The organism is Pseudomonas sp. Lb2C2, assembly GCF_052112205.1.
Taxonomy (GTDB): Bacteria; Pseudomonadota; Gammaproteobacteria; order Pseudomonadales; family Pseudomonadaceae; genus Aquipseudomonas; species Aquipseudomonas kilonensis.
Window position 1 is genome coordinate 531,444 of sequence record NZ_JAUTYW010000005.1, and the last position, 17,618, is coordinate 549,061.

General features: G+C 60.8%; 17 protein-coding genes and 1 other RNA gene. 4 read left to right on the forward strand and 14 right to left on the reverse strand.

Annotated features, from left to right (window positions below; genetic code table 11):
- Positions 1–4: 4 nt before the first annotated feature.
- The 9 genes from mraY to rsmI all read right to left on the reverse strand — a co-directional run bounded on the left by mraY (position 5) and on the right by rsmI (position 8,981).
- The gene (mraY, locus tag Q7F16_RS17810; protein WP_014340067.1) at positions 5–1,087 is read right to left on the reverse strand and encodes a phospho-N-acetylmuramoyl-pentapeptide-transferase; all 1,083 of its coding nucleotides are present in this window, start codon (positions 1,085–1,087) and stop codon (positions 5–7) included.
- Complete coding sequence (locus Q7F16_RS17815; protein ID WP_409556134.1) at positions 1,087–2,454, reverse strand: UDP-N-acetylmuramoyl-tripeptide--D-alanyl-D-alanine ligase; 1,368 nt, start codon at positions 2,452–2,454, stop codon at positions 1,087–1,089. The genes mraY and Q7F16_RS17815 overlap by 1 nt, the downstream gene beginning before the upstream one ends.
- The gene (locus Q7F16_RS17820) at positions 2,447–3,910 is read right to left on the reverse strand and encodes a UDP-N-acetylmuramoyl-L-alanyl-D-glutamate--2,6-diaminopimelate ligase (protein WP_079302570.1); all 1,464 of its coding nucleotides are present in this window, start codon (positions 3,908–3,910) and stop codon (positions 2,447–2,449) included. The genes Q7F16_RS17815 and Q7F16_RS17820 overlap by 8 nt, the downstream gene beginning before the upstream one ends.
- Positions 3,910–5,649: a peptidoglycan D,D-transpeptidase FtsI family protein gene (locus Q7F16_RS17825; RefSeq protein WP_200899352.1), complete on the reverse strand. Its 1,740-nt coding sequence runs from the start codon at positions 5,647–5,649 to the stop codon at positions 3,910–3,912. Before Q7F16_RS17825 ends, Q7F16_RS17820 begins: the two co-directional genes overlap by 1 nt.
- Positions 5,649–5,942: a cell division protein FtsL gene (gene ftsL / locus Q7F16_RS17830; protein ID WP_003178214.1), complete on the reverse strand. Its 294-nt coding sequence runs from the start codon at positions 5,940–5,942 to the stop codon at positions 5,649–5,651. The genes Q7F16_RS17825 and ftsL overlap by 1 nt, the downstream gene beginning before the upstream one ends.
- Positions 5,939–6,886, reverse strand: a complete 948-nt coding sequence (gene rsmH, locus Q7F16_RS17835) for a 16S rRNA (cytosine(1402)-N(4))-methyltransferase RsmH (protein ID WP_014340071.1) — start codon at positions 6,884–6,886, stop codon at positions 5,939–5,941. The genes ftsL and rsmH overlap by 4 nt, the downstream gene beginning before the upstream one ends.
- A complete protein-coding gene (mraZ, locus tag Q7F16_RS17840) occupies positions 6,883–7,338 on the reverse strand; it encodes a division/cell wall cluster transcriptional repressor MraZ (RefSeq protein ID WP_003205355.1) in 456 nt (151 codons plus the stop codon). The genes rsmH and mraZ overlap by 4 nt, the downstream gene beginning before the upstream one ends.
- A 309-nt stretch (positions 7,339–7,647) precedes the next feature.
- An RNA gene (gene rnpB / locus Q7F16_RS17845) (RNase P RNA component class A) lies at positions 7,648–8,001 on the reverse strand.
- 74 nt (positions 8,002–8,075) lie between these two features.
- Positions 8,076–8,981: a 16S rRNA (cytidine(1402)-2'-O)-methyltransferase gene (gene rsmI, locus Q7F16_RS17850; protein ID WP_046063610.1), complete on the reverse strand. Its 906-nt coding sequence runs from the start codon at positions 8,979–8,981 to the stop codon at positions 8,076–8,078.
- A 252-nt stretch (positions 8,982–9,233) separates the two neighbouring features.
- On the opposite strand from rsmI, the gene Q7F16_RS17855 reads away from it, so the two are divergent.
- The 4 genes from Q7F16_RS17855 (at position 9,234) to Q7F16_RS17870 (ending at position 12,678) form a co-directional block, all read left to right on the forward strand.
- Positions 9,234–11,045: a penicillin-binding protein activator gene (locus Q7F16_RS17855; protein ID WP_046063609.1), complete on the forward strand. Its 1,812-nt coding sequence runs from the start codon at positions 9,234–9,236 to the stop codon at positions 11,043–11,045.
- Entirely contained in the window at positions 11,045–11,407 is a 363-nt protein-coding gene (locus Q7F16_RS17860) for a YraN family protein (protein WP_409556135.1), read from the forward strand. Before Q7F16_RS17855 ends, Q7F16_RS17860 begins: the two co-directional genes overlap by 1 nt.
- A 102-nt stretch (positions 11,408–11,509) precedes the next feature.
- Positions 11,510–12,103: a phosphoheptose isomerase gene (locus Q7F16_RS17865; protein ID WP_007904374.1), complete on the forward strand. Its 594-nt coding sequence runs from the start codon at positions 11,510–11,512 to the stop codon at positions 12,101–12,103.
- Positions 12,100–12,678, forward strand: a complete 579-nt coding sequence (locus Q7F16_RS17870) for a BON domain-containing protein (protein WP_003178201.1) — start codon at positions 12,100–12,102, stop codon at positions 12,676–12,678. Before Q7F16_RS17865 ends, Q7F16_RS17870 begins: the two co-directional genes overlap by 4 nt.
- Positions 12,679–13,763: 1,085 nt before the next feature.
- On the opposite strand, the gene Q7F16_RS17875 is transcribed toward Q7F16_RS17870, so the two are convergent.
- The 5 genes from Q7F16_RS17875 to petA form a co-directional block, all read right to left on the reverse strand.
- Positions 13,764–14,177, reverse strand: a complete 414-nt coding sequence (locus Q7F16_RS17875) for a ClpXP protease specificity-enhancing factor (RefSeq protein ID WP_003205360.1) — start codon at positions 14,175–14,177, stop codon at positions 13,764–13,766.
- 16 nt (positions 14,178–14,193) lie between these two features.
- Positions 14,194–14,811 (reverse strand): glutathione S-transferase N-terminal domain-containing protein, encoded by a 618-nt coding sequence (locus tag Q7F16_RS17880; RefSeq protein WP_003178195.1) that lies wholly within the window; start codon positions 14,809–14,811, stop codon positions 14,194–14,196.
- Positions 14,812–14,962: 151 nt separating this feature from the next.
- Positions 14,963–15,745 carry a cytochrome c1 gene (locus Q7F16_RS17885; protein WP_014340077.1) on the reverse strand — a complete coding sequence of 261 codons (783 nt, stop codon included), beginning with the start codon at positions 15,743–15,745 and terminating at the stop codon, positions 14,963–14,965.
- Positions 15,745–16,956, reverse strand: coding sequence for a cytochrome b (locus Q7F16_RS17890; RefSeq protein WP_046063607.1), 1,212 nt, complete (start codon positions 16,954–16,956; stop codon positions 15,745–15,747). Before Q7F16_RS17890 ends, Q7F16_RS17885 begins: the two co-directional genes overlap by 1 nt.
- Positions 16,956–17,549 carry a ubiquinol-cytochrome c reductase iron-sulfur subunit gene (gene petA, locus Q7F16_RS17895; RefSeq protein ID WP_003205363.1) on the reverse strand — a complete coding sequence of 198 codons (594 nt, stop codon included), beginning with the start codon at positions 17,547–17,549 and terminating at the stop codon, positions 16,956–16,958. Before petA ends, Q7F16_RS17890 begins: the two co-directional genes overlap by 1 nt.
- Positions 17,550–17,618: the final 69 nt, after the last annotated feature.

The window sequence follows — 17,618 nt, forward strand, 5'->3', positions numbered from 1 at the left end:
CGTTCTACCTCAGCTTCAGGGTGGCAAGGCCGACCAGGACCAGAATCACGGTGATGATCCAGAAACGGACGATCACACGCGGCTCGGGCCAGCCCTTGAGTTCAAAGTGGTGGTGGATCGGCGCCATGCGGAATACGCGGCGGCCGGTCAATTTAAAGGACGCAACCTGAATGACGACTGACAGGGTCTCCATCACGAACACGCCGCCCATGATGAACAGGACGATTTCCTGGCGAACGATCACAGCGATGGTGCCCAGGGCCGCGCCCAGCGCCAGCGCGCCGACGTCGCCCATGAAGACTTGCGCCGGATAGGTGTTGAACCACAGGAAGCCCAGGCCGGCACCGATCAGCGCTCCGCAGAACACGATCAGCTCGCCCGCCCCCGGCACATAAGGGATCAGCAGGTATTCAGCGAATTTCACGTTACCCGACAGGTAGCAGAAGATCCCCAGCGCACCGCCGACCATCACCGTCGGCATGATCGCCAGGCCGTCGAGTCCGTCGGTGAGGTTGACCGCGTTGCTCGAACCGACGATCACCAGGTAGGTCAGCACGATGAAACCTGCGCCCAGCGGGATGCTGTAGTCCTTGAGCATCGGCAGGATCAGGGTGGTCTCCACCGGTGAGGCGGCGGTCATATAAAGGAAGATCGCCGCGCCGAGGCCGAATACCGACTGCCAGAAATACTTCCAGCGACTTGGCAGCCCACGGGAGTTCTTCTCGATGACCTTGCGATAGTCGTCGACCCAGCCGATGGCGCCGAATAACAAGGTCACGAGCAGCACGACCCAGACATACCGGTTCGCCAGGTCGGCCCAGAGCAAGGTGCTGATGCCGATGGACGAAAGGATCAGCGCGCCGCCCATGGTCGGGGTGCCGGATTTGGACAGGTGCGATTGCGGACCGTCGTTACGAACCGACTGGCCGATTTGCAGGTTCTGCAGGGTGCGGATCATCCACGGGCCCAGGAACAGCGACAACGACAACGCGGTCAGCACACCCAGGATCCCGCGCAGGGTCAGGTACTGGAAGACCGCGAAGCCTTTGTGAAACTGTTGCAGGTACTCCGCTAGCAGCAGCAGCATTAATGTTTCTCCGTGGAGGCGCCGCACAGCGCCGCGACGATGTTTTCCATCGCTGCGCTGCGTGAGCCCTTGATCAATAAGGTGGTGTTCGGGTCCTGCTCGGCGCCCAGGGCCTGGATCAGTTCGGCCTGAGTGGTGAAATGCCGTGCGTGCTCGCCAAACGCGGCGACTGCATGGGCCATCATCGGGCCGACCGCATACAGCGCGTCGACCTTGCCGCGCGCATAGGCACCGACGTCGTGATGCCCCTGTTGCGCCCACTCGCCCAGTTCACCGATATCCCCCAGCACCAATACGGTACGGCCGGAGAAACCGGCGAGGATATCCACGGCCGCGCACATGGACGACGGGTTGGCGTTATAGGTGTCGTCGATCACGCGCATGCCATTGCTGGCCAGTTGCGCGACGGAGCGCCCCTTGACGGGCTGCACGGCGTTCAACCCGGCGACGATGCCCGGCAGCGACACACCCAGCGCATAGGCGGCAGCCGCCGCGGCCAGGGCGTTGGCAACGTTATGGGTGCCGAGCAGGTTCAATTGCACCCGCTCGGCGCCATCCGGGCTGTGCAGGTTAAAGGCCGGGCAACCGCGAGCGTCGCGGTCCAGGTCACTGGCGTAGAAATTCGCGGCGAGGTTGCTCAGGGCAAAGGTCAGCACCTTGCGCTCGCCTGCCCGGGTCTTCCAGATTTCGAAAGCCTTGTCGTCGAGATTCAGCACGGCGACGCCATCGGCATCCAGCCCCTCGATGATCTCGCCCTTGGCCTCGACAATTTTTTCCGGGCCGCCGAACTCACCGACGTGGGCGGTCCCGGCATTGTTGAGTACCGCCACGTGGGGCTTGGTCATGCCCACGGTATAAGCGATCTCGCCGAGCCGCGAAGCCCCCAGCTCGATGACGGCGGCGCTGTGTTCCGGCGCCAGCTCCAGCAGGGTCAGCGGCACGCCGAGGTCGTTGTTCAGGTTGCCACGGGTCGCCAGCACCGGACCGCGGGTGCGCAGGATACTGGCAAGCATTTCCTTGACCGTGGTCTTGCCGCTGGAGCCGGTGATGGCCGCGACCGGGTTGCCATACGCCGCGCGGTTCAGCGCACCGAGCTGACCCAGGGCCTGGCGAGTGTCGTTGACAAGCAATTGCGGCAGCGTGCTGTTGCTCACTTCGCGCTCGACCAGGGCCGCGACCGCACCTTTGCCCGCGACTTCGTTCAAGTAATCGTGACCATCGAAACGCGGCCCAGCCAGGGCGACAAACAATTGCCCCGGCGTGATCGCCCGACTGTCGATGCTGACGCCGTTGAAGGTGGCGTCCGCGGCGATGAGGCGCGCATTCAGGGCGTTGGTCAGTTCGCTGAGTTTCAGGGCTTTAAGCATGGGCCACCTCCCACGCGGTCAGGGCGTGATCGGCTTCCACCAGATCGGAAAAAGCATGGCGTTCGCCGTTGATTTCCTGATAGTCCTCGTGGCCCTTGCCGGCCAGGACGATGACATCGTCCGCCGAGGCGCTGGCGATCAACTGGGCAATGGCCTGGCCGCGACCGGCAACGAAGGTGACGTTGTCCACAGCGGTAAAACCGGCGCGGATGTCGTCGAAAATCCGCTGTGGGTCTTCGGTACGAGGGTTGTCGTCGGTGACCAGCACGCCGTCTGCCAGCCGCTCCACGACTTCGGCCATCAATGGGCGTTTGCCGCGATCACGATCGCCACCGCAGCCGAACAGGCACAGCAACTTGCCCTTGGCGTGAGGACGCAGGGCCGTGAGAACCTTTTCCAACGCGTCTGGGGTATGGGCGTAATCGACCACCACCAGTGGTTGAATCCCACCGCCCAAACGCTGCATGCGACCGGCCGGGCCCTCGAGCTTCGGCAAGACCTTGAGAATTTCGTCCAGTGCGTAGTCCAGGCCGAGCAAGGCGCCGATGGCCGCCAATACGTTGCTCAGGTTGAAACGGCCGAGCAAGGTGCTGCGCAAATGGTGTTCGCCCTGGGGCGTGACCAGTGTGGCGCGCACGCCTTCGTCATTGAATTGCGCCTGGCGTACATAAAGGTAGGCGCTGGCATCTTCCAGGCTGTAGGTGATCAACCGCGACTCGCGTTTTTCGGCAGCCAGTTGCCGACCAAATTCGTCATCAAGATTGATGACCCGGCACTTCAGGTCATTCCAGGCAAACAGCCTGGCCTTGGCTTCGCCGTAGGCCTGCATGGTGCCGTGGTAATCCAGATGATCCCGGGACAGGTTGGTCAACACCGCGACATCGAACGCCAGGGCGGTCACACGGCCCTGATCCAAACCGTGGGAAGAGACTTCCATCGCAACGGCCTTGGCACCGGCCTTTTTCAGGTCCGCCAGGGTCGCTTGCACGGCAATCGGGTTCGGCGTGGTGTGCAGGCCACTTTCCAGTGCGCCATGGAAGCCGTTGCCCAAGGTGCCGACAATGCCGCAATGCTGGCCGAGCAGGTCCAGGGCCTGGGCCACCAGTTGGGTCACGCTGGTCTTGCCGTTGGTGCCGGTCACGCCCACCAGGTTCAGGTGGCGGCTCGGGTCGCCATAAAAACGCCCGGCAATGTCCGACAGCTGCGCCGCCAGGCCCTTGACCGGAATCAGCGGAACGTCGGTGATCGGCAACACGGTCGCGCCGTGCACTTCATACGCCACGGCAGCCGCGCCACGCTTCAGGGCGTCGGCGATATGGTCGCGACCATCGAAACGCGCACCCGGCACCGCCAGGAACAAGTCCCCGGCACGTACATTGCGGCTGTCCAGGGCCAGTTCGCGGATCAACAGATCGTGACCGGCGTGGGCAAAAATCTTGTTCAGGCTCAGGGACATCAGCCACGCCCTCCTTCGGCTTTCAGGGGAACGACCGGTGCGGTATTGGCCTGCTGGGTCGGTGGCAGGTTGTCCGGGGTAATGTTCATCAGGCGCAGGGTGCCGGACATCACTTTGCTGAACACCGGCGCCGAGACCAGGCCACCGAAGTAGCCCGCCTTGCTCGGTTCGTCGATGACCACCACGATGGCGTAGCGCGGGTCGCTCATTGGGCCGAAGCCGGCAAACAGCGAACGGTAGGAATTCTCGGCATAGCCTTTGGTGCCCACCGAGGTTTTACGGGCCGTACCCGATTTGCCTGCCACGTGATAGGCCGGGACCTGGGCGCGATAGACACCGCGCGGCGCTTCGATCACTTGTTGCAGCATGCCCTGCATGGTCTTGGCGACATTCTCCGGGATCACCTGGGTGGTCTGCGGCGCCTTGTCGGTCTTGATCAGGGTCAGCGGTGCCATCCGCCCGTTGTTCGCCAGCGCGGAAAACGCGTGGACCAACTGAATCGCGGTCACGGAAACACCGTAGCCGTAGGACAACGTGGCGGTTTCAGCCTTGCGCCAGTCGCGGTAGTTCGGCAGGTTACCGACACGCTCGCCCGGGAAGCCCAGGCCGGTGTCCTGGCCGAGGCCGATTTTCTGGGCCAGGCGATAGATCGTCTCACCGCCGATATCGAAGGCAATCTTGCTCATGCCGACGTTACTGGAATTGATCAGGATGCCGGTCAGGTCGAGCACAGGGCCTTCGGTCTTGGACACGTCACGAATGGTGTACTTGCCGATCTGCAGGGTGCCCGGATACACCTCGACGGTGTCGCTCGGTTTCCAGCGCCCGGTTTCCAGGGCCGCGGCCATGGACACGGCTTTCATGGTCGAACCGGGCTCGAACACGTCGATCATCGCGCGGTTGCGCATCATCGCCGGTTGCAGGTTGCGACGGTTGTTCGGGTTGTAGGTCGGCTGGTTGACCATCGCCAGGATCTCGCCGGTCTTCACGTCCATGATCACCAGGCTGCCGGCCTTGGCACCGTTCTCGACGATGGCATTGCGCAGTTCACGGTTGGCCAGGTATTGCAGGCGCAGGTCAATGGACAACGCCAAGGGCTTTCCGGCCTTGGCGTTTTTGGTGACTTGGACATCCTTGATCAGCCTGCCGCGCCGATCCTTGATGACCTGGCGCTTGCCGGCGACCCCGGCGAGCCATTCGTCATAGGCCAGTTCGACACCTTCGCGCCCTCGGTCATCAATGTCGGTAAATCCGACCATATGGGCCGTGACTTCACCGGCCGGGTAGAAACGCCGGAACTCTTCGATGCCGTAGACACCAGGCACTTTCAGATCGAGTACGCTCTGGCCTTGCTCGGGCGTCAACCCGCGCACCAGATAAATGAATTCCTTGCTGGCCTGGGCTTCGAGGCGCTCGGCCAGGGCCTTGGGATCCTGCCCGAGGGCAGCGGCCAGTGCTGGCCATTTTTCCTTGGCCTGCTGCATTTCCTTGGCGTTGGCCCACAAGGTGGTCACCGGGGTGCTCACGGCCAGGGGTTCGCCATTGCGGTCGGTGATCAAGCCACGGTGAGCCGGGATCGGAATATGCCGCACACTGCGGGCATCGCCCTGCCCCTTGAGGAAATCACGGTCGACGACCTGCAGGTCAATGATGCGCCATGAAATCGCCGCCACCATGATCCCGAGCAAGCCCAGGACCAGACGGAACCGCCACGGGAACAGCGCCCCTTCGAGTTTCATCATGGCGCCACCATCTGCACTTCGGCGGCGCCGGGAATGCGCATTTTCAGCTGCTCGGTGGCCAAGACTTCGATACGGCTATGGGCGGTCCAGGTGCTCTGCTCCAGGATCAACCGGCCCCACTCGGCCTGCGCCTTGTCGCGCACGCTCAGTTCGTTGTAGAGGGTATTGAGAAGCTGCCGGTTCCAGTGCGCGCTATAGGACACGGCGATGGCCGACACGAGCACGCCGATAAACAGCAGCAGCATGAAAAAGCTGCCGCCGGGCAGTGGCTTGGCGAAGAGCTTGCTCACCGCAACTTCTCCGCGACACGCATGACGGCGCTGCGGGCACGTGGGTTGGCCTTGAGTTCAGCCTCGGAGGCGAACTGCGCTTTGCCATGGATCTTGATTTTTGGCACGAAGGCTTCGAAACGCACCGGCAGGTTGCGCGGCAGGTTATCGGCTTCGCCCTTGGTAAGCTTGCGCATGAACAGCTTGACGATGCGGTCTTCCAGGGAATGGAAGCTGATCACCACCAGCCGACCGCCGATCTCCAGCGCATCAAGCGCCGCCTCAAGACCGACTTCGAGATCGCCCAACTCGTTATTGACGTGGATGCGCAAGCCCTGGAAAGCACGGGTCGCCGGGTTCTTGCCCTTTTCCCAGGCCGGATTGGCAACCTTCAGCACCTCGGCCAGGTCGCCGGTACGCTCGAATGGCTTGATATCGCGGCGTTCGACCACGGCACGGGCCATGCGGCCGGAGAAACGCTCTTCGCCGTACTCCTTGAAGACACGGGCGATTTCTTCCACCGGCGCGGTGTTGACGAATTCGGCGGCGCTGATGCCACGGGACGGGTCCATGCGCATGTCCAGCGGGCCGTCATTAAGAAAACTGAAGCCGCGCTCCGGGTCGTCCAGTTGCGGCGAAGACACGCCCAGGTCAAGCAGCACGCCACTGACCTTGCCGGCCAGGCCACGCTCGGCAACTTCCGAACCCAGCTCGGCAAAGCTGCGCTGCACAACGACAAAGCGGCCGTCTTCGGCCGCCAGCGCTTGCCCGGTGGCAATCGCTTGAGGATCCTTGTCGAACCCCAGCAACCGGCCGCCCGGACCGAGCTTGCTGAGAATCAACCGGCTATGTCCGCCACGCCCGAACGTGCCGTCCAGATAGCAGCCATCAGGACGTACGGCGAGAGCCTCGACGGCTTCGTCAAGCAGTACGGTGATGTGGTTAAAGCCGCTATCAATAGTCACAGGATCAAATCACGCAGTTCATCAGGCATGGCGCCCGGTTGTTGAATAGCAGCGAGGTCAGCGGCGGAAACCGCATTCCAGGCATCTTCGTCCCACAGCTGGAACTTGTTCAGTTGGCCCACCAGCATCGCGCGCTTGTCCAGCTTGGCGTATTCGCGCAGGCGCGGCGGCACCAGGAAACGACCGCTGCCATCGAGCTCGAGGTCGACGGCATTACCGATCAGCAAGCGTTGCAAACGGCGGTTTTCTTCACGCAGCGAAGGCAGTGCGCGCAGTTTGGTTTCGATGATTTCCCACTCATCGAGAGGGTAAACACACAAACATGGGTCAACGGCGTCGATCGTGACGATTAACTGCCCAGAACTTCGCGAAACGAGCTCGTCACGATACCGGCTCGGCATGGCGAGACGGCCTTTTGCATCGAGACTGATAGCGTTAGCTCCGCGAAACACGTCTGCGTTTCTCCACTTTTTGGCGTTTTACCTTCAAAAAAACCCACTTCATGCCACTTTCCGCCACTTGCGCACACTATAGGAATGCGCCTACCGCACCGTCAAGGCGCGGATTGAAGGAAAAGCCTTATAGATCGGAGATTTAGGAGCGTTTCAGGAGGGGTAACAAGAATCTGACGTAGGAAAATTCACCTCAACCCGAGGAAGCACAGGAGGCTGCGCGCACAAGTTAAAGTGATTTGTTAAGAGTAAGATTTTTTTGGTATTAGGAACTGCGTCTGCCAGTGATTCCGGCAGGGAGGGAAAAAGGTGGAGAGTCGATCTGTAAGCCGGGTTCTGTCTTGAACAGTCATTCGTCTACGATGGCCATCACTGGACATCTTTAGCAACCTACCCGGTCCCAGCGCGGGCCACGCCTTGGGACCCTATTTGGTCTTGCTCCAAGTGGGGTTTACCTAGCCACGAACTGTTGCCAGACGTGCGGTGCGCTCTTACCGCACCTTTTCACCCTTACCGGCGCCGAAGCGCTTAGGCGGTTATTTTCTGTGGCACTTTCCGTAGGCTCACGCCTCCCAGGCATTACCTGGCACTTCGCCCTATGGAGCCCGGACTTTCCTCCCCCCCCTAATTCTCATAGAGGGCAGCGACTGTCCGATCGACTCTCCGCCGCGAAGGTTAACGGTAGAGCGCTTGAAGAACAAGCGCTAAAAGCCCCGGGCCAGCACCGTGTCCCGGTTTCACTGGTCTTTCTGTTTTTCCAGTGCGATCTGATACAGCACATTCTTGCGCTCGCCGGTGATCTGCGCCGCAAGGGCGGCGGCGCGCTTGAGGGGCATTTCCTCGAGCAGCAGATTCAGGACGCGCATCGCTTCGCTGCTGACAGCGTCTTCACTTTCCGGGGCTGTCCACCCGGCCACCAGCACGACACACTCGCCGCGCTGCTGGTTGCTGTCGCTTTCGACAAACGCCCGCAGCTCGGCCAACGGCAAGCCCTTGAGGGTTTCGAAGGTCTTGGTCAACTCACGAGCCAACAGCGCCGGGCGCTCGGCGCCGAACACCAGCTCCATGTCCTGCAGGCATTCCAGGATGCGGTGCGGCGCCTCATAGAAGATCAGCGTGCGCGGCTCTTCCTTTATAGCCTCCAGGCGCGCCCGCCGCCCCACCGCCTTGGCCGGCAGGAAACCTTCGAAGATGAAACGGTCCGACGGCAAGCCTGCCGCCGACAGTGCCGCGATCAATGCACAAGCCCCCGGCACCGGCACCACGCTGATGCCCGCCGCACGGGCCTGGCGCACCAAATGATAGCCAGGATCGGAAATCAGCGGCGTACCCGCATCGGAAATCAGCGCGACGTTATCGCCCGCCAGCAGCCGGGTAATGAAACGACTGCCTTCGTCCCGCTCATTGTGCTCATGACAGGCCGCCAACGGCGTGGAGATGCCAAAATGCTGCAGCAGGCGCTGGGAGTGGCGCGTGTCTTCAGCTGCGATCAGCGCAACCTCCTGCAGGATTTTCAGCGCCCGGGCACTGATATCGTCCAGGTTGCCGATGGGCGTCGCCACCACATAAAGCGAGCCGGCAGCGGAATTCAAAGCACCTGGAGCAGTCAAAACGCGCACCTCATGATCGGTAAAAACCGCCATTGTAGCCTGTAGCGGCGGTCTCAGTTGCTCACATCAGCCATTGTGGCGAGGGGATTTATCCCCGCTGGGCGACGTTTCGCTAAATCCCCTCGCCACAGATTGAGTGCCGCCACCTAAGTGAACGACGTCTTTTGTGCTGCGCCGCACTCTTTGAAATACCTAAATTGATCGATTCACACCACTAACATCGCGCCCCGGCCAGTGCTTGGGTACAATTCGACGCTTATTTGATCTCGTATCAGGAACACTTACATGATCGCTTGCCTGCGGCTGCTCTCCGCCCTCTGCCTCGCTGCCCTCCTGGCGGCCTGCGCCAGCTCGCCCTCGTCCAGCCTTGGCGAACTCCCACGCACCCCGGATGCCAGTATCGAGCAGTTGCTCGAACAGGCCACTCAAAGCAAAAATCCGGAAAAAGCCGCCCTGCTGCGCCTGAGCGCTGCTGACCTGGCCTACCGCCAGGGCAATGCCGGCCAGTCCGCACAGATCCTGCAACAAGTGCCGATGGAGCAACTCAAGCCCGGCCAGCAGATTTTCGCCAGCACGCTGTCGGCTGAACTGGCGATGACCCGCAACCAGCCCAAGGCGGCACTGACCGCCCTGAGCCACCCAAGCCTGCAACACCTGAGCGAAATGCCGGTGGAGCAGCAGGTCCGTACCGGTACCATCCGCGCCCGCGCCCTGGAGGCCGATGGCCAGACCCTGGCCGCCGCCAAGGAGCGCATTTTCATCGCGCCCCTGCTGGAAAACGACGCTGCGGCAAAAAACCACGAAGCCATCTGGTCGCTGATCGCCTCGCTGCCCACCGACCAGTTGCAGCCAAGCTCCAACGACGACCTAGGCGGTTGGCTGAGCCTGGCCCAGGCCGTCAAGACCGCCGGCACCCTGGAACAACAGCAGGCGGCCATCGACCACTGGCGCGAACAGAACCCGAAGCACCCCGCCGCCCTGCAACTGCCGACACCCCTGGTCAAGCTCAAGGAACTGGCGAGCCAGCCGCTGAACAAGATCGCCCTGCTGCTGCCACAGAATGGCCCGTTGGCTGCGGTTGCCAAGGCCTTGCGCGAGGGCTTCATGGCCGCGCACTACCAGGCCCAGCAGGCCGGGCAGAAGCCGCCAAGCATCCAGTTCTACGACAGCTCCAGCCTGACCTCCATGGACGAGTTCTATCGCAAGGCCCAGGCCGATGGCGTGCAACTGGTAGTCGGACCGCTGGAAAAACCACTGGTCAAGCAGATCAGTACTCGCCCGCAACTGCCGATCACTACCCTGGCGCTGAACTACAGCGAAGGCGAGCAAGGGCCACCGCAACTGTTCCAGTTCGGCCTGGCACCGGAGGATGAAGCTCGCGAAGTCTCCCGCCGCGCCCGCGCCGATGGCCTGCATCGCGCCGCCGTCATGGTACCGAAGGGTGAATGGGGCGATCGCGTACTCAAAGCCTTCAGCCAGGACTGGCAGGCCAATGGCGGCACCATCATCGCAATCGAACGGGTCGACCAACCGGTCCAACTGGCCCAGCAGATCGCCGACATGTTCCAACTGCGCCAGAGCGAAGGTCGCGCCAAGAGCCTGCAAAGCACCGTTGGCACCACGGTCGCGGCCCAGCCGTCCCGTCGCCAGGACATCGAGTTCATCTTCCTGGCATCGACGCCGCAACAGGCCCAGCAGATCAAGCCGACCCTGAACTTCCAGTACGCTGGCGACGTGCCGGTCTACGCGACGTCTTCAGTGTTCAGCGCCAGCGGCGACCAGAATCAATATAACGACATGAGCGGTATCCGCTTCTGCGAAACCCCGTGGCTGCTCGACGCCAATGACCCGCTGCGCAAGCAGGTCACCGCCCAGTGGCCCCAGGCGGGCGGCAGCCTGGGTCGGTTGTACGCGATGGGTGCAGACGCCTATCGCCTGGCGCCGCGCCTGGGTCAGCTCAAGACGTTGCCGGACAGCCGAATCGAAGGCCTGTCGGGCAGCCTGGCAGTGTCTCCAACCCAGCGCGTACAGCGTCAACTGCCATGGGCCGAGTTCGTCAACGGCCAGGTGCAGCGGCTGCCGGATACCCAGCGCTGATGCCTGACCGATCACGCCAGCAAAGCGGACGGGATGCCGAGGGCCAGGCCCTCGCGCATCTCCAGCAACATGGCCTGCGGCTGGTGGCGCAGAACTGGTTGTGTAAACGCGGCGAGCTTGATCTGGTCATGCTTGACGGCGATACAGTAGTATTCGTCGAAGTCCGCTACAGAAAAAATACTCAATGGGGTGGCGCGCTCGACAGCATTGACGAGCGCAAGCGCCAGAAGCTGATTTTCGCCGCACAGTATTTTCTGCAACGCGAGTCTCGCTGGGCCGATCATCCCTGCCGCTTCGACGTGGTTGCCATCGACAGCAACGCCGCTCAGTTGAACTGGCTGCAGAACGCTTTCGACAGTTGAGCGCCCATACCGAGCCGGACACCTTCACCTAACTTTTTTGCTCTTTGCTTTGCGCGCCGCACATGTTTGTGCCGATAAGCCGCGCTACTTAAGGTCACACAGATGGACATGCAATCGCGAATTCGCCAGCTTTTTCAGGCCAGTATCGACACCAAGCAACAGGCGATGGACGTACTTGCACCGCACATCGAGCAAGCCAGCCAAGTGATGGTCAACGCCTTGCTCAACGAGGGCAAGATGCTTTCGTGCGGCAACGGCGGTTCGGCCGGCGACGCACAGCACTTCTCCTCGGAACTGCTCAACCGCTTCGAGCGCGAGCGCCCGAGCCTGCCAGCGATCGCCCTGACCACCGACAGCTCGACGATCACCTCAATCGCCAACGACTACAGCTACAACGAAATTTTCTCCAAACAGATCCGCGCCCTGGGCCAACCCGGCGATGTACTGCTGGCGATTTCCACCAGCGGCAACTCGGCCAATATTATTCAAGCGATCCAGGCCGCACATGATCGCGAAATGATTGTCGTAGCATTGACCGGTCGTGACGGCGGCGGCATGGCGTCCCTGCTCTTGCCAGAAGACGTCGAGATCCGCGTACCGGCCAATGTCACCGCACGTATCCAGGAAGTCCACCTGCTGGCGATCCACTGCCTTTGCGACTTGATCGACAGCCAACTGTTCGGGAGTGAAGAATGACCCCTAATCGCCTAGGCCTACTGGCCCTGACCCTGTGCCTCGGCATCAGCGGCTGCACATCGGTGGTTAACGCCAGCCGGGAAAAGCCGATTGAAGATGACCGCGGCACCCGCACCTTCGGCAGCAAGATCGACGACTCCCTGATTGAAACCAAGGTAGGCGTGAACATCGCCAAGGCCGACCCGGACCTGGACAACAACTCGCACATCGTCGTCACCAGCTTCAACGGCGTCGTACTGCTGGCCGGCCAGACCCCACGTGCCGACCTGAAGGCCAAGGCCGAACAGGAAGCCAGCGCCGTGCAACGGGTCAAGACCGTGCATAACGAACTGCAGGTCCTGCAACCCTCCTCGCTGCTGGCGCGCCAGAACGACGCCTGGCTGACCACCAAGATCAAGACCCAGATGCTCACTGACGCCAGCATTCCCGGCTCGCGCATCAAGGTTGTGACTGAGAATGGCATTGTCTATTTGCTGGGGTTGTTGACCAAGAAAGAGGCTGCGCAGGCGACCAACTTGGTGCAGGGTGTGTCTGGGGTGCAGAAAATCGTCAAGTTGTTTGAGTACATTGACTGATTTTTGAACTTCAGTTGCTCAAGAAAAACGGCGCTTCTTCTGAGACCGGGGGCGCCGTTTTTTTTGCTTCTTTTTTGGTGGGATCGATGTGTATATCCGTTGCTGCGGTAACGGCGGCTTAGGGTTCCGCTCTTACAGCGGGTCACTTTTGAAAAGCGCAAAAGTAACCAAAACGCTCCTGCCCCACCACTCGGCACCTCGCCCAGGCTCGGTGTGCCCTCACTCCGGCATTGCTCCGTGGGCCCGCAGCGAAGGGCCATCCATGGCCCAGCGCGGCTATCCCGGCATCCATGCCGGGATGCCCACTCCACAACACCTCCGTTCAGCCATCGTGGTTAACGGGGCGCCGAGATCAACGTCCACCGCGAGGCGGCCTAGTAGCCGACCTGGTTCTTGATGAGACCGCGTGCCTCCTGTGGGAATGAGGGTGGTGGGAGCGAGCTTGCTCGCGATGGCGGTGGTTCAGTCACATGGATGCTGGGCATGCCGGCCTCATCGCGAGCAAGCTCGCTCCCACAGGGGGGGCTGTGCTGGGTATAAATTTTGTGTCCGCTGGAGATTGAATGTGGGAGCGAGCTTGCTCGCGAAGGCGATGTGTCAGCTTGCGGTGATGTTGGATGTGCCGGCCTCTTCGCGAGCAAGCTTTGCTCCCACAGATCTAACGGGTGTACGACCGGGAGAGTCAGGTCGGCTGTTAGGCCGCCTCGCGGTGGACGTTGATCTCGGCGCCCCGTTAACCACGCTGGCCGAACGCAGGCATTGCGCAGTGGGCATCCCGGCATGGATGCCGGGATAGCCGCGCTGGGCCATGGATGGCCCTTCGCGGCGGGCCCACGGAGCAATGCCGGAGTGAGGGCACACCGAGCCTAGGCGAGGTGCCGAGTGGTGGGGCAGAAGCGCTTTGGTTACTTTCGCGCTTTTCGAAAGTGACTCGCCGTAAGGGCGAAACCGCCAGTAGCCGTTACCGCAGAAACGGATATACACACCAACCATGAAACAAAAAAAATGCCCACATCTCACGATACGGGCATTTTCTTAACCAAGTCACCAAGCTTTCAAACAGCCTGTATCTGGCACATATCTACCTACTTCACCACTTTCAAACTCGGCCGCCCGCTAGGACGCGGCGGCTCGTCATCCGGTGGTGGCAGATCATCATCCGGCTCGAACTCTTCCTCGCCATCGAGCGGCGCTTCCAGCTCAAACACCATGCCCTGGCCATTCTCCCGGGCATAAATCCCCAGGATCGCAGCAATAGGCACGTACAAAGTGTGCGGCACACCACCGAAGCGCCCTTCGAAGCTGACAGCATCATTATCCATGTGCAAGTGACGCACAGCGGCCGGCGACACGTTCAAGACAATTTGCCCGTCATTGGCAAAACCCTGCGGCACCTGCACCGACGGAAACTCGGCGTTGACCAGCATGTGCGGGGTGCAATCGTTGTCCACAATCCACTCGTAGAGCGCGCGGACCAGATAAGGTCGACTGGAGTTCATAGCGGCTCCCTAAGCCTTAGCGCATGTCACGTTCGACGCCAGACAGACTCGCCTGGAAAGCCTCACGCGCGAATTGGCGCTCCATATAATCAAGCAGCGGCTTGGCAGGCCGCGGCAGTTCGATACCCAGAATCGGCAAACGCCAGAGTATGGGCAATAGGCAGCAATCCACCAGACTTTGTTCCTCACTGAGGAAAAACGGCTTATCGACGAACAGTGGCGATACGCCTGTCAGGCTTTCACGCAATTCCTTGCGCGCGACGACCCGCGCCGGCTCCTTGGTCCGAGAATCCAGGATCAGATCCACCAACCCGCACCAGTCACGCTGGATGCGATGGATCAGCAAACGGCTGTTGGCACGCGCGACAGGGTACACCGGCAGTAAAGGTGGATGCGGATAACGCTCATCCAGATATTCCATCACCACGGTCGACTCCCACAACGCCAGGTCACGATCGACCAGCGTGGGCAGGCTGCCGTAAGGGTTCACCTCGATCAGCTTCGGCGGCTGACGACCCGCTTCAACGTAAATGATCTCGGCGCTGACACCCTTCTCTGCCAGTACGATGCGTACCCGGTGGGAATAGTGGTCGGCGGGGTCGGAGTAACAGGCCAACCGATTGGTCACGCCCATGGCGATCCTCCTCGCTTGTTGAAATTATCGAAAAACGGAAAAACGAGCGCGCCCAGAGGGCGTCTCCTGTAACACCTGGCGGGCCAGGCTCGTTACATTTCTAGAGACGCCCTTGGGCGCGCACGATTAACAGCAACGGCTTACAGCTTTATCAATGCACGTCTTTCCAGTATTCACGCTTGAGCAGGTAAGCGAATACGAAGAAGAACGCCAGGTACAGCAATACATAGGTACCGATGCGCTGATGCTCCAGCTTCACCGGGTTGGCCGAGTAGGCCAGGAAGGTCACCAGGTTCTTGACCTTCTCATCGAACTGCTCCGGGGTCAGGCTACCGGTGTTCGGCAATACAGTCAGCTGGTCGCAGGCTTCATGCGTCAAAGCGGTGCCGGTCAGCGGATCGAATTGCTTTTTACCGTCCTCAACGATCTGAACCTGTTTGCAGCCTACCACCTGGCGACCCTGGAGGCCGACCAGAACGTTAGGCATGCCGACGTTCGGGAAGACCTTGTTATTCACGCCCCATGGACGCGCAGGATCTTCGTAGAACGAACGCAGGTAACCATAAAGCCAGTCAGTCCCACGCACACGAGCGACCAGGGTCAGGTCCGGCGGCGCCGCACCGAACCAGGTCTTGGCGTCCGCAGGCTGCATGCCGATGGTCATGTGATCGCCCAGCTTGGCACCGGTGAACACCACTTTCTCGAGCATCAGCTCATGAGGAATGCCCAAGTCATCGGCAACGCGCTCGTAGCGCTGGAACTTGGCACTGTGGCAACCCATGCAGTAGTTGGCGAACGTACGTGCGCCGTCCTGCATGGCAGCTTTGTCGGAAACGTCGATGTCGACTTTTTCCAGCTCCGGACCAGCAGAGGTAGAAGCAAAGGACAGTGCAGGCATAGCCGCGAGAATCAGTACAGCAAATAGCTTTTTCATCAGCCAGTCACCCTTTCCGGAACCGGTTTGGTCTTCTCGAGCCTGGTGTAGAACGGCATCAGAATGAAGTAGGCAAAGTACAGGAAGGTGCAAACCTGCGACAGCAACGTGCGTCCCGGCGTCGGCGCCAGTACGCCCAGCACGCCGAGGATCACGAACGAGATGCAGAACACCACGAGCCAGATCTTGCTCAGCCAGCCCTTGTAGCGCATCGACTTGACGGGGCTGCGATCCAGCCACGGCAGGACGAACAGCACAGCGATGGCCGCGCCCATGGCGATAACGCCCAGCAGCTTGTCCGGGATCGCCCGCAGGATCGCGTAGAACGGCGTGAAGTACCAGACCGGGGCAATGTGCTCAGGGGTCTTGAAGGCGTTCGCCTGCTCGAAGTTCGGCTTCTCGAGGAAATAACCACCCATTTCCGGGAAGAAGAACACGATGGAGCAGAAGATGAACAGGAAGACCACCACGCCGACGATATCTTTCACGGTGTAGTACGGGTGGAAGGCGATGCCATCCAGCGGTACGCCGTTCTCGTCCTTGTGCTTCTTGATGTCCACGCCATCCGGGTTGTTCGAGCCGACTTCGTGCAAGGCCAGGATGTGCAACACCACCAGGCCGAGGATCACGATCGGCAGCGCGACCACGTGAAGGGCGAAGAAGCGGTTCAGGGTAATGCCCGAGATCAGGTAGTCACCACGAATCCACTGGGTCAGGTCGTCACCGATGACCGGGATCGCACCGAACAGCGAGATGATCACCTGGGCACCCCAGTAGGACATCTGGCCCCACGGCAGCAGGTAGCCCATGAAGGCCTCGGCCATCAGCGCCAGGTAGATCAGCATGCCGAAGACCCACACCAGCTCACGAGGCTTCTGGTACGAACCGTAGAGCAGGCCACGGAACATGTGCAGATAGACCACGATGAAGAACGCCGAAGCGCCAGTGGAGTGCAGCAGACGCAGGATCGAGCCGTACTCGACGTCGCGCATGATGTATTCGACGGAAGCAAACGCTTCTTCCGCCGACGGGGTGTAGCTCATGGTCAGCCAGACACCGGTAACGATCTGGTTGACCAGAACGAGCAGCGCCAGGGAGCCAAAGAAGTAGAAGAAGTTGAAGTTCTTCGGAGCGTAATACTTGCTGAGATGGTCTTCCCACATTTTGGTCGCGGGAAAGCGCGCATCAACCCAATCCATGAATTTGCTCATCACGCTTTCTCCGTATCGACGCCGATGACAATGATGTCGTCGGTCTCATAGGAATGCGGGGGAACTGGCAGGTTCAGAGGTGCAGGCTGCGACTTGTAGACGCGACCAGCCAGGTCGTAGTGGGAGCCGTGGCAAGGGCAGAAATAACCACCGACCCAGTCCTTGCCCAGATCGGCAGGAGCCACTTCAGGACGGAACGTTGGCGAGCAACCCAGGTGCGTACAGATCCCGATCAGCAGCAAAACCTCTGGCTTGATCGAACGCGTTTCAGGATTGACGTATTCCGGTTGGACCGAGTTCTTGGAGGAAGGATCGGACAACTGACCCTCGATCTTTTTCAGATTCCCCAGGATTTCCTCTGTACGGCGGACGATGAACACCGGCTGGCCGCGCCATTCAGCAATCATCTGCTGGCCTGGCTCGATCTTGCTGACATTCACTTTCACCGGTGCACCTGCGGCTTTCGCCTTGGCACTGGGAAACCATGACCCCACGAACGGGACCGCAGCCCCCACCGCTCCTGCAGCACCCACCACGGATGTGGCTGCTACCAGGAAGCGACGCCGGCCTGCATTCACGCCGTCATTGCTCATTCAGTCCTCTCCCATCAGCTTTGTGGCCTGTTAGATCAGGCGTCTACTAAGTAAAAATCTGAACTTATA

Coding starts and splice junctions, on each gene's coding strand:
- mraY (WP_014340067.1), bottom strand. CDS start 1,087: ATGCTGCTGCTGCTAGCGGAGTACCTGCAACAGTTTCACAAAGGCTTC.
- Q7F16_RS17815 (WP_409556134.1), bottom strand. CDS start 2,454: ATGCTTAAAGCCCTGAAACTCAGCGAACTGACCAACGCCCTGAATGCG.
- Q7F16_RS17820 (WP_079302570.1), bottom strand. CDS start 3,910: ATGTCCCTGAGCCTGAACAAGATTTTTGCCCACGCCGGTCACGATCTG.
- Q7F16_RS17825 (WP_200899352.1), bottom strand. CDS start 5,649: ATGAAACTCGAAGGGGCGCTGTTCCCGTGGCGGTTCCGTCTGGTCCTG.
- rsmI (WP_046063610.1), bottom strand. CDS start 8,981: ATGGCGGTTTTTACCGATCATGAGGTGCGCGTTTTGACTGCTCCAGGT.
- Q7F16_RS17855 (WP_046063609.1), top strand. CDS start 9,234: ATGATCGCTTGCCTGCGGCTGCTCTCCGCCCTCTGCCTCGCTGCCCTC.
- Q7F16_RS17860 (WP_409556135.1), top strand. CDS start 11,045: ATGCCTGACCGATCACGCCAGCAAAGCGGACGGGATGCCGAGGGCCAG.
- Q7F16_RS17865 (WP_007904374.1), top strand. CDS start 11,510: ATGGACATGCAATCGCGAATTCGCCAGCTTTTTCAGGCCAGTATCGAC.
- Q7F16_RS17870 (WP_003178201.1), top strand. CDS start 12,100: ATGACCCCTAATCGCCTAGGCCTACTGGCCCTGACCCTGTGCCTCGGC.
- Q7F16_RS17875 (WP_003205360.1), bottom strand. CDS start 14,177: ATGAACTCCAGTCGACCTTATCTGGTCCGCGCGCTCTACGAGTGGATT.
- Q7F16_RS17880 (WP_003178195.1), bottom strand. CDS start 14,811: ATGGGCGTGACCAATCGGTTGGCCTGTTACTCCGACCCCGCCGACCAC.
- Q7F16_RS17885 (WP_014340077.1), bottom strand. CDS start 15,745: ATGAAAAAGCTATTTGCTGTACTGATTCTCGCGGCTATGCCTGCACTG.
- Q7F16_RS17890 (WP_046063607.1), bottom strand. CDS start 16,956: ATGAGCAAATTCATGGATTGGGTTGATGCGCGCTTTCCCGCGACCAAA.
- petA (WP_003205363.1), bottom strand. CDS start 17,549: ATGAGCAATGACGGCGTGAATGCAGGCCGGCGTCGCTTCCTGGTAGCA.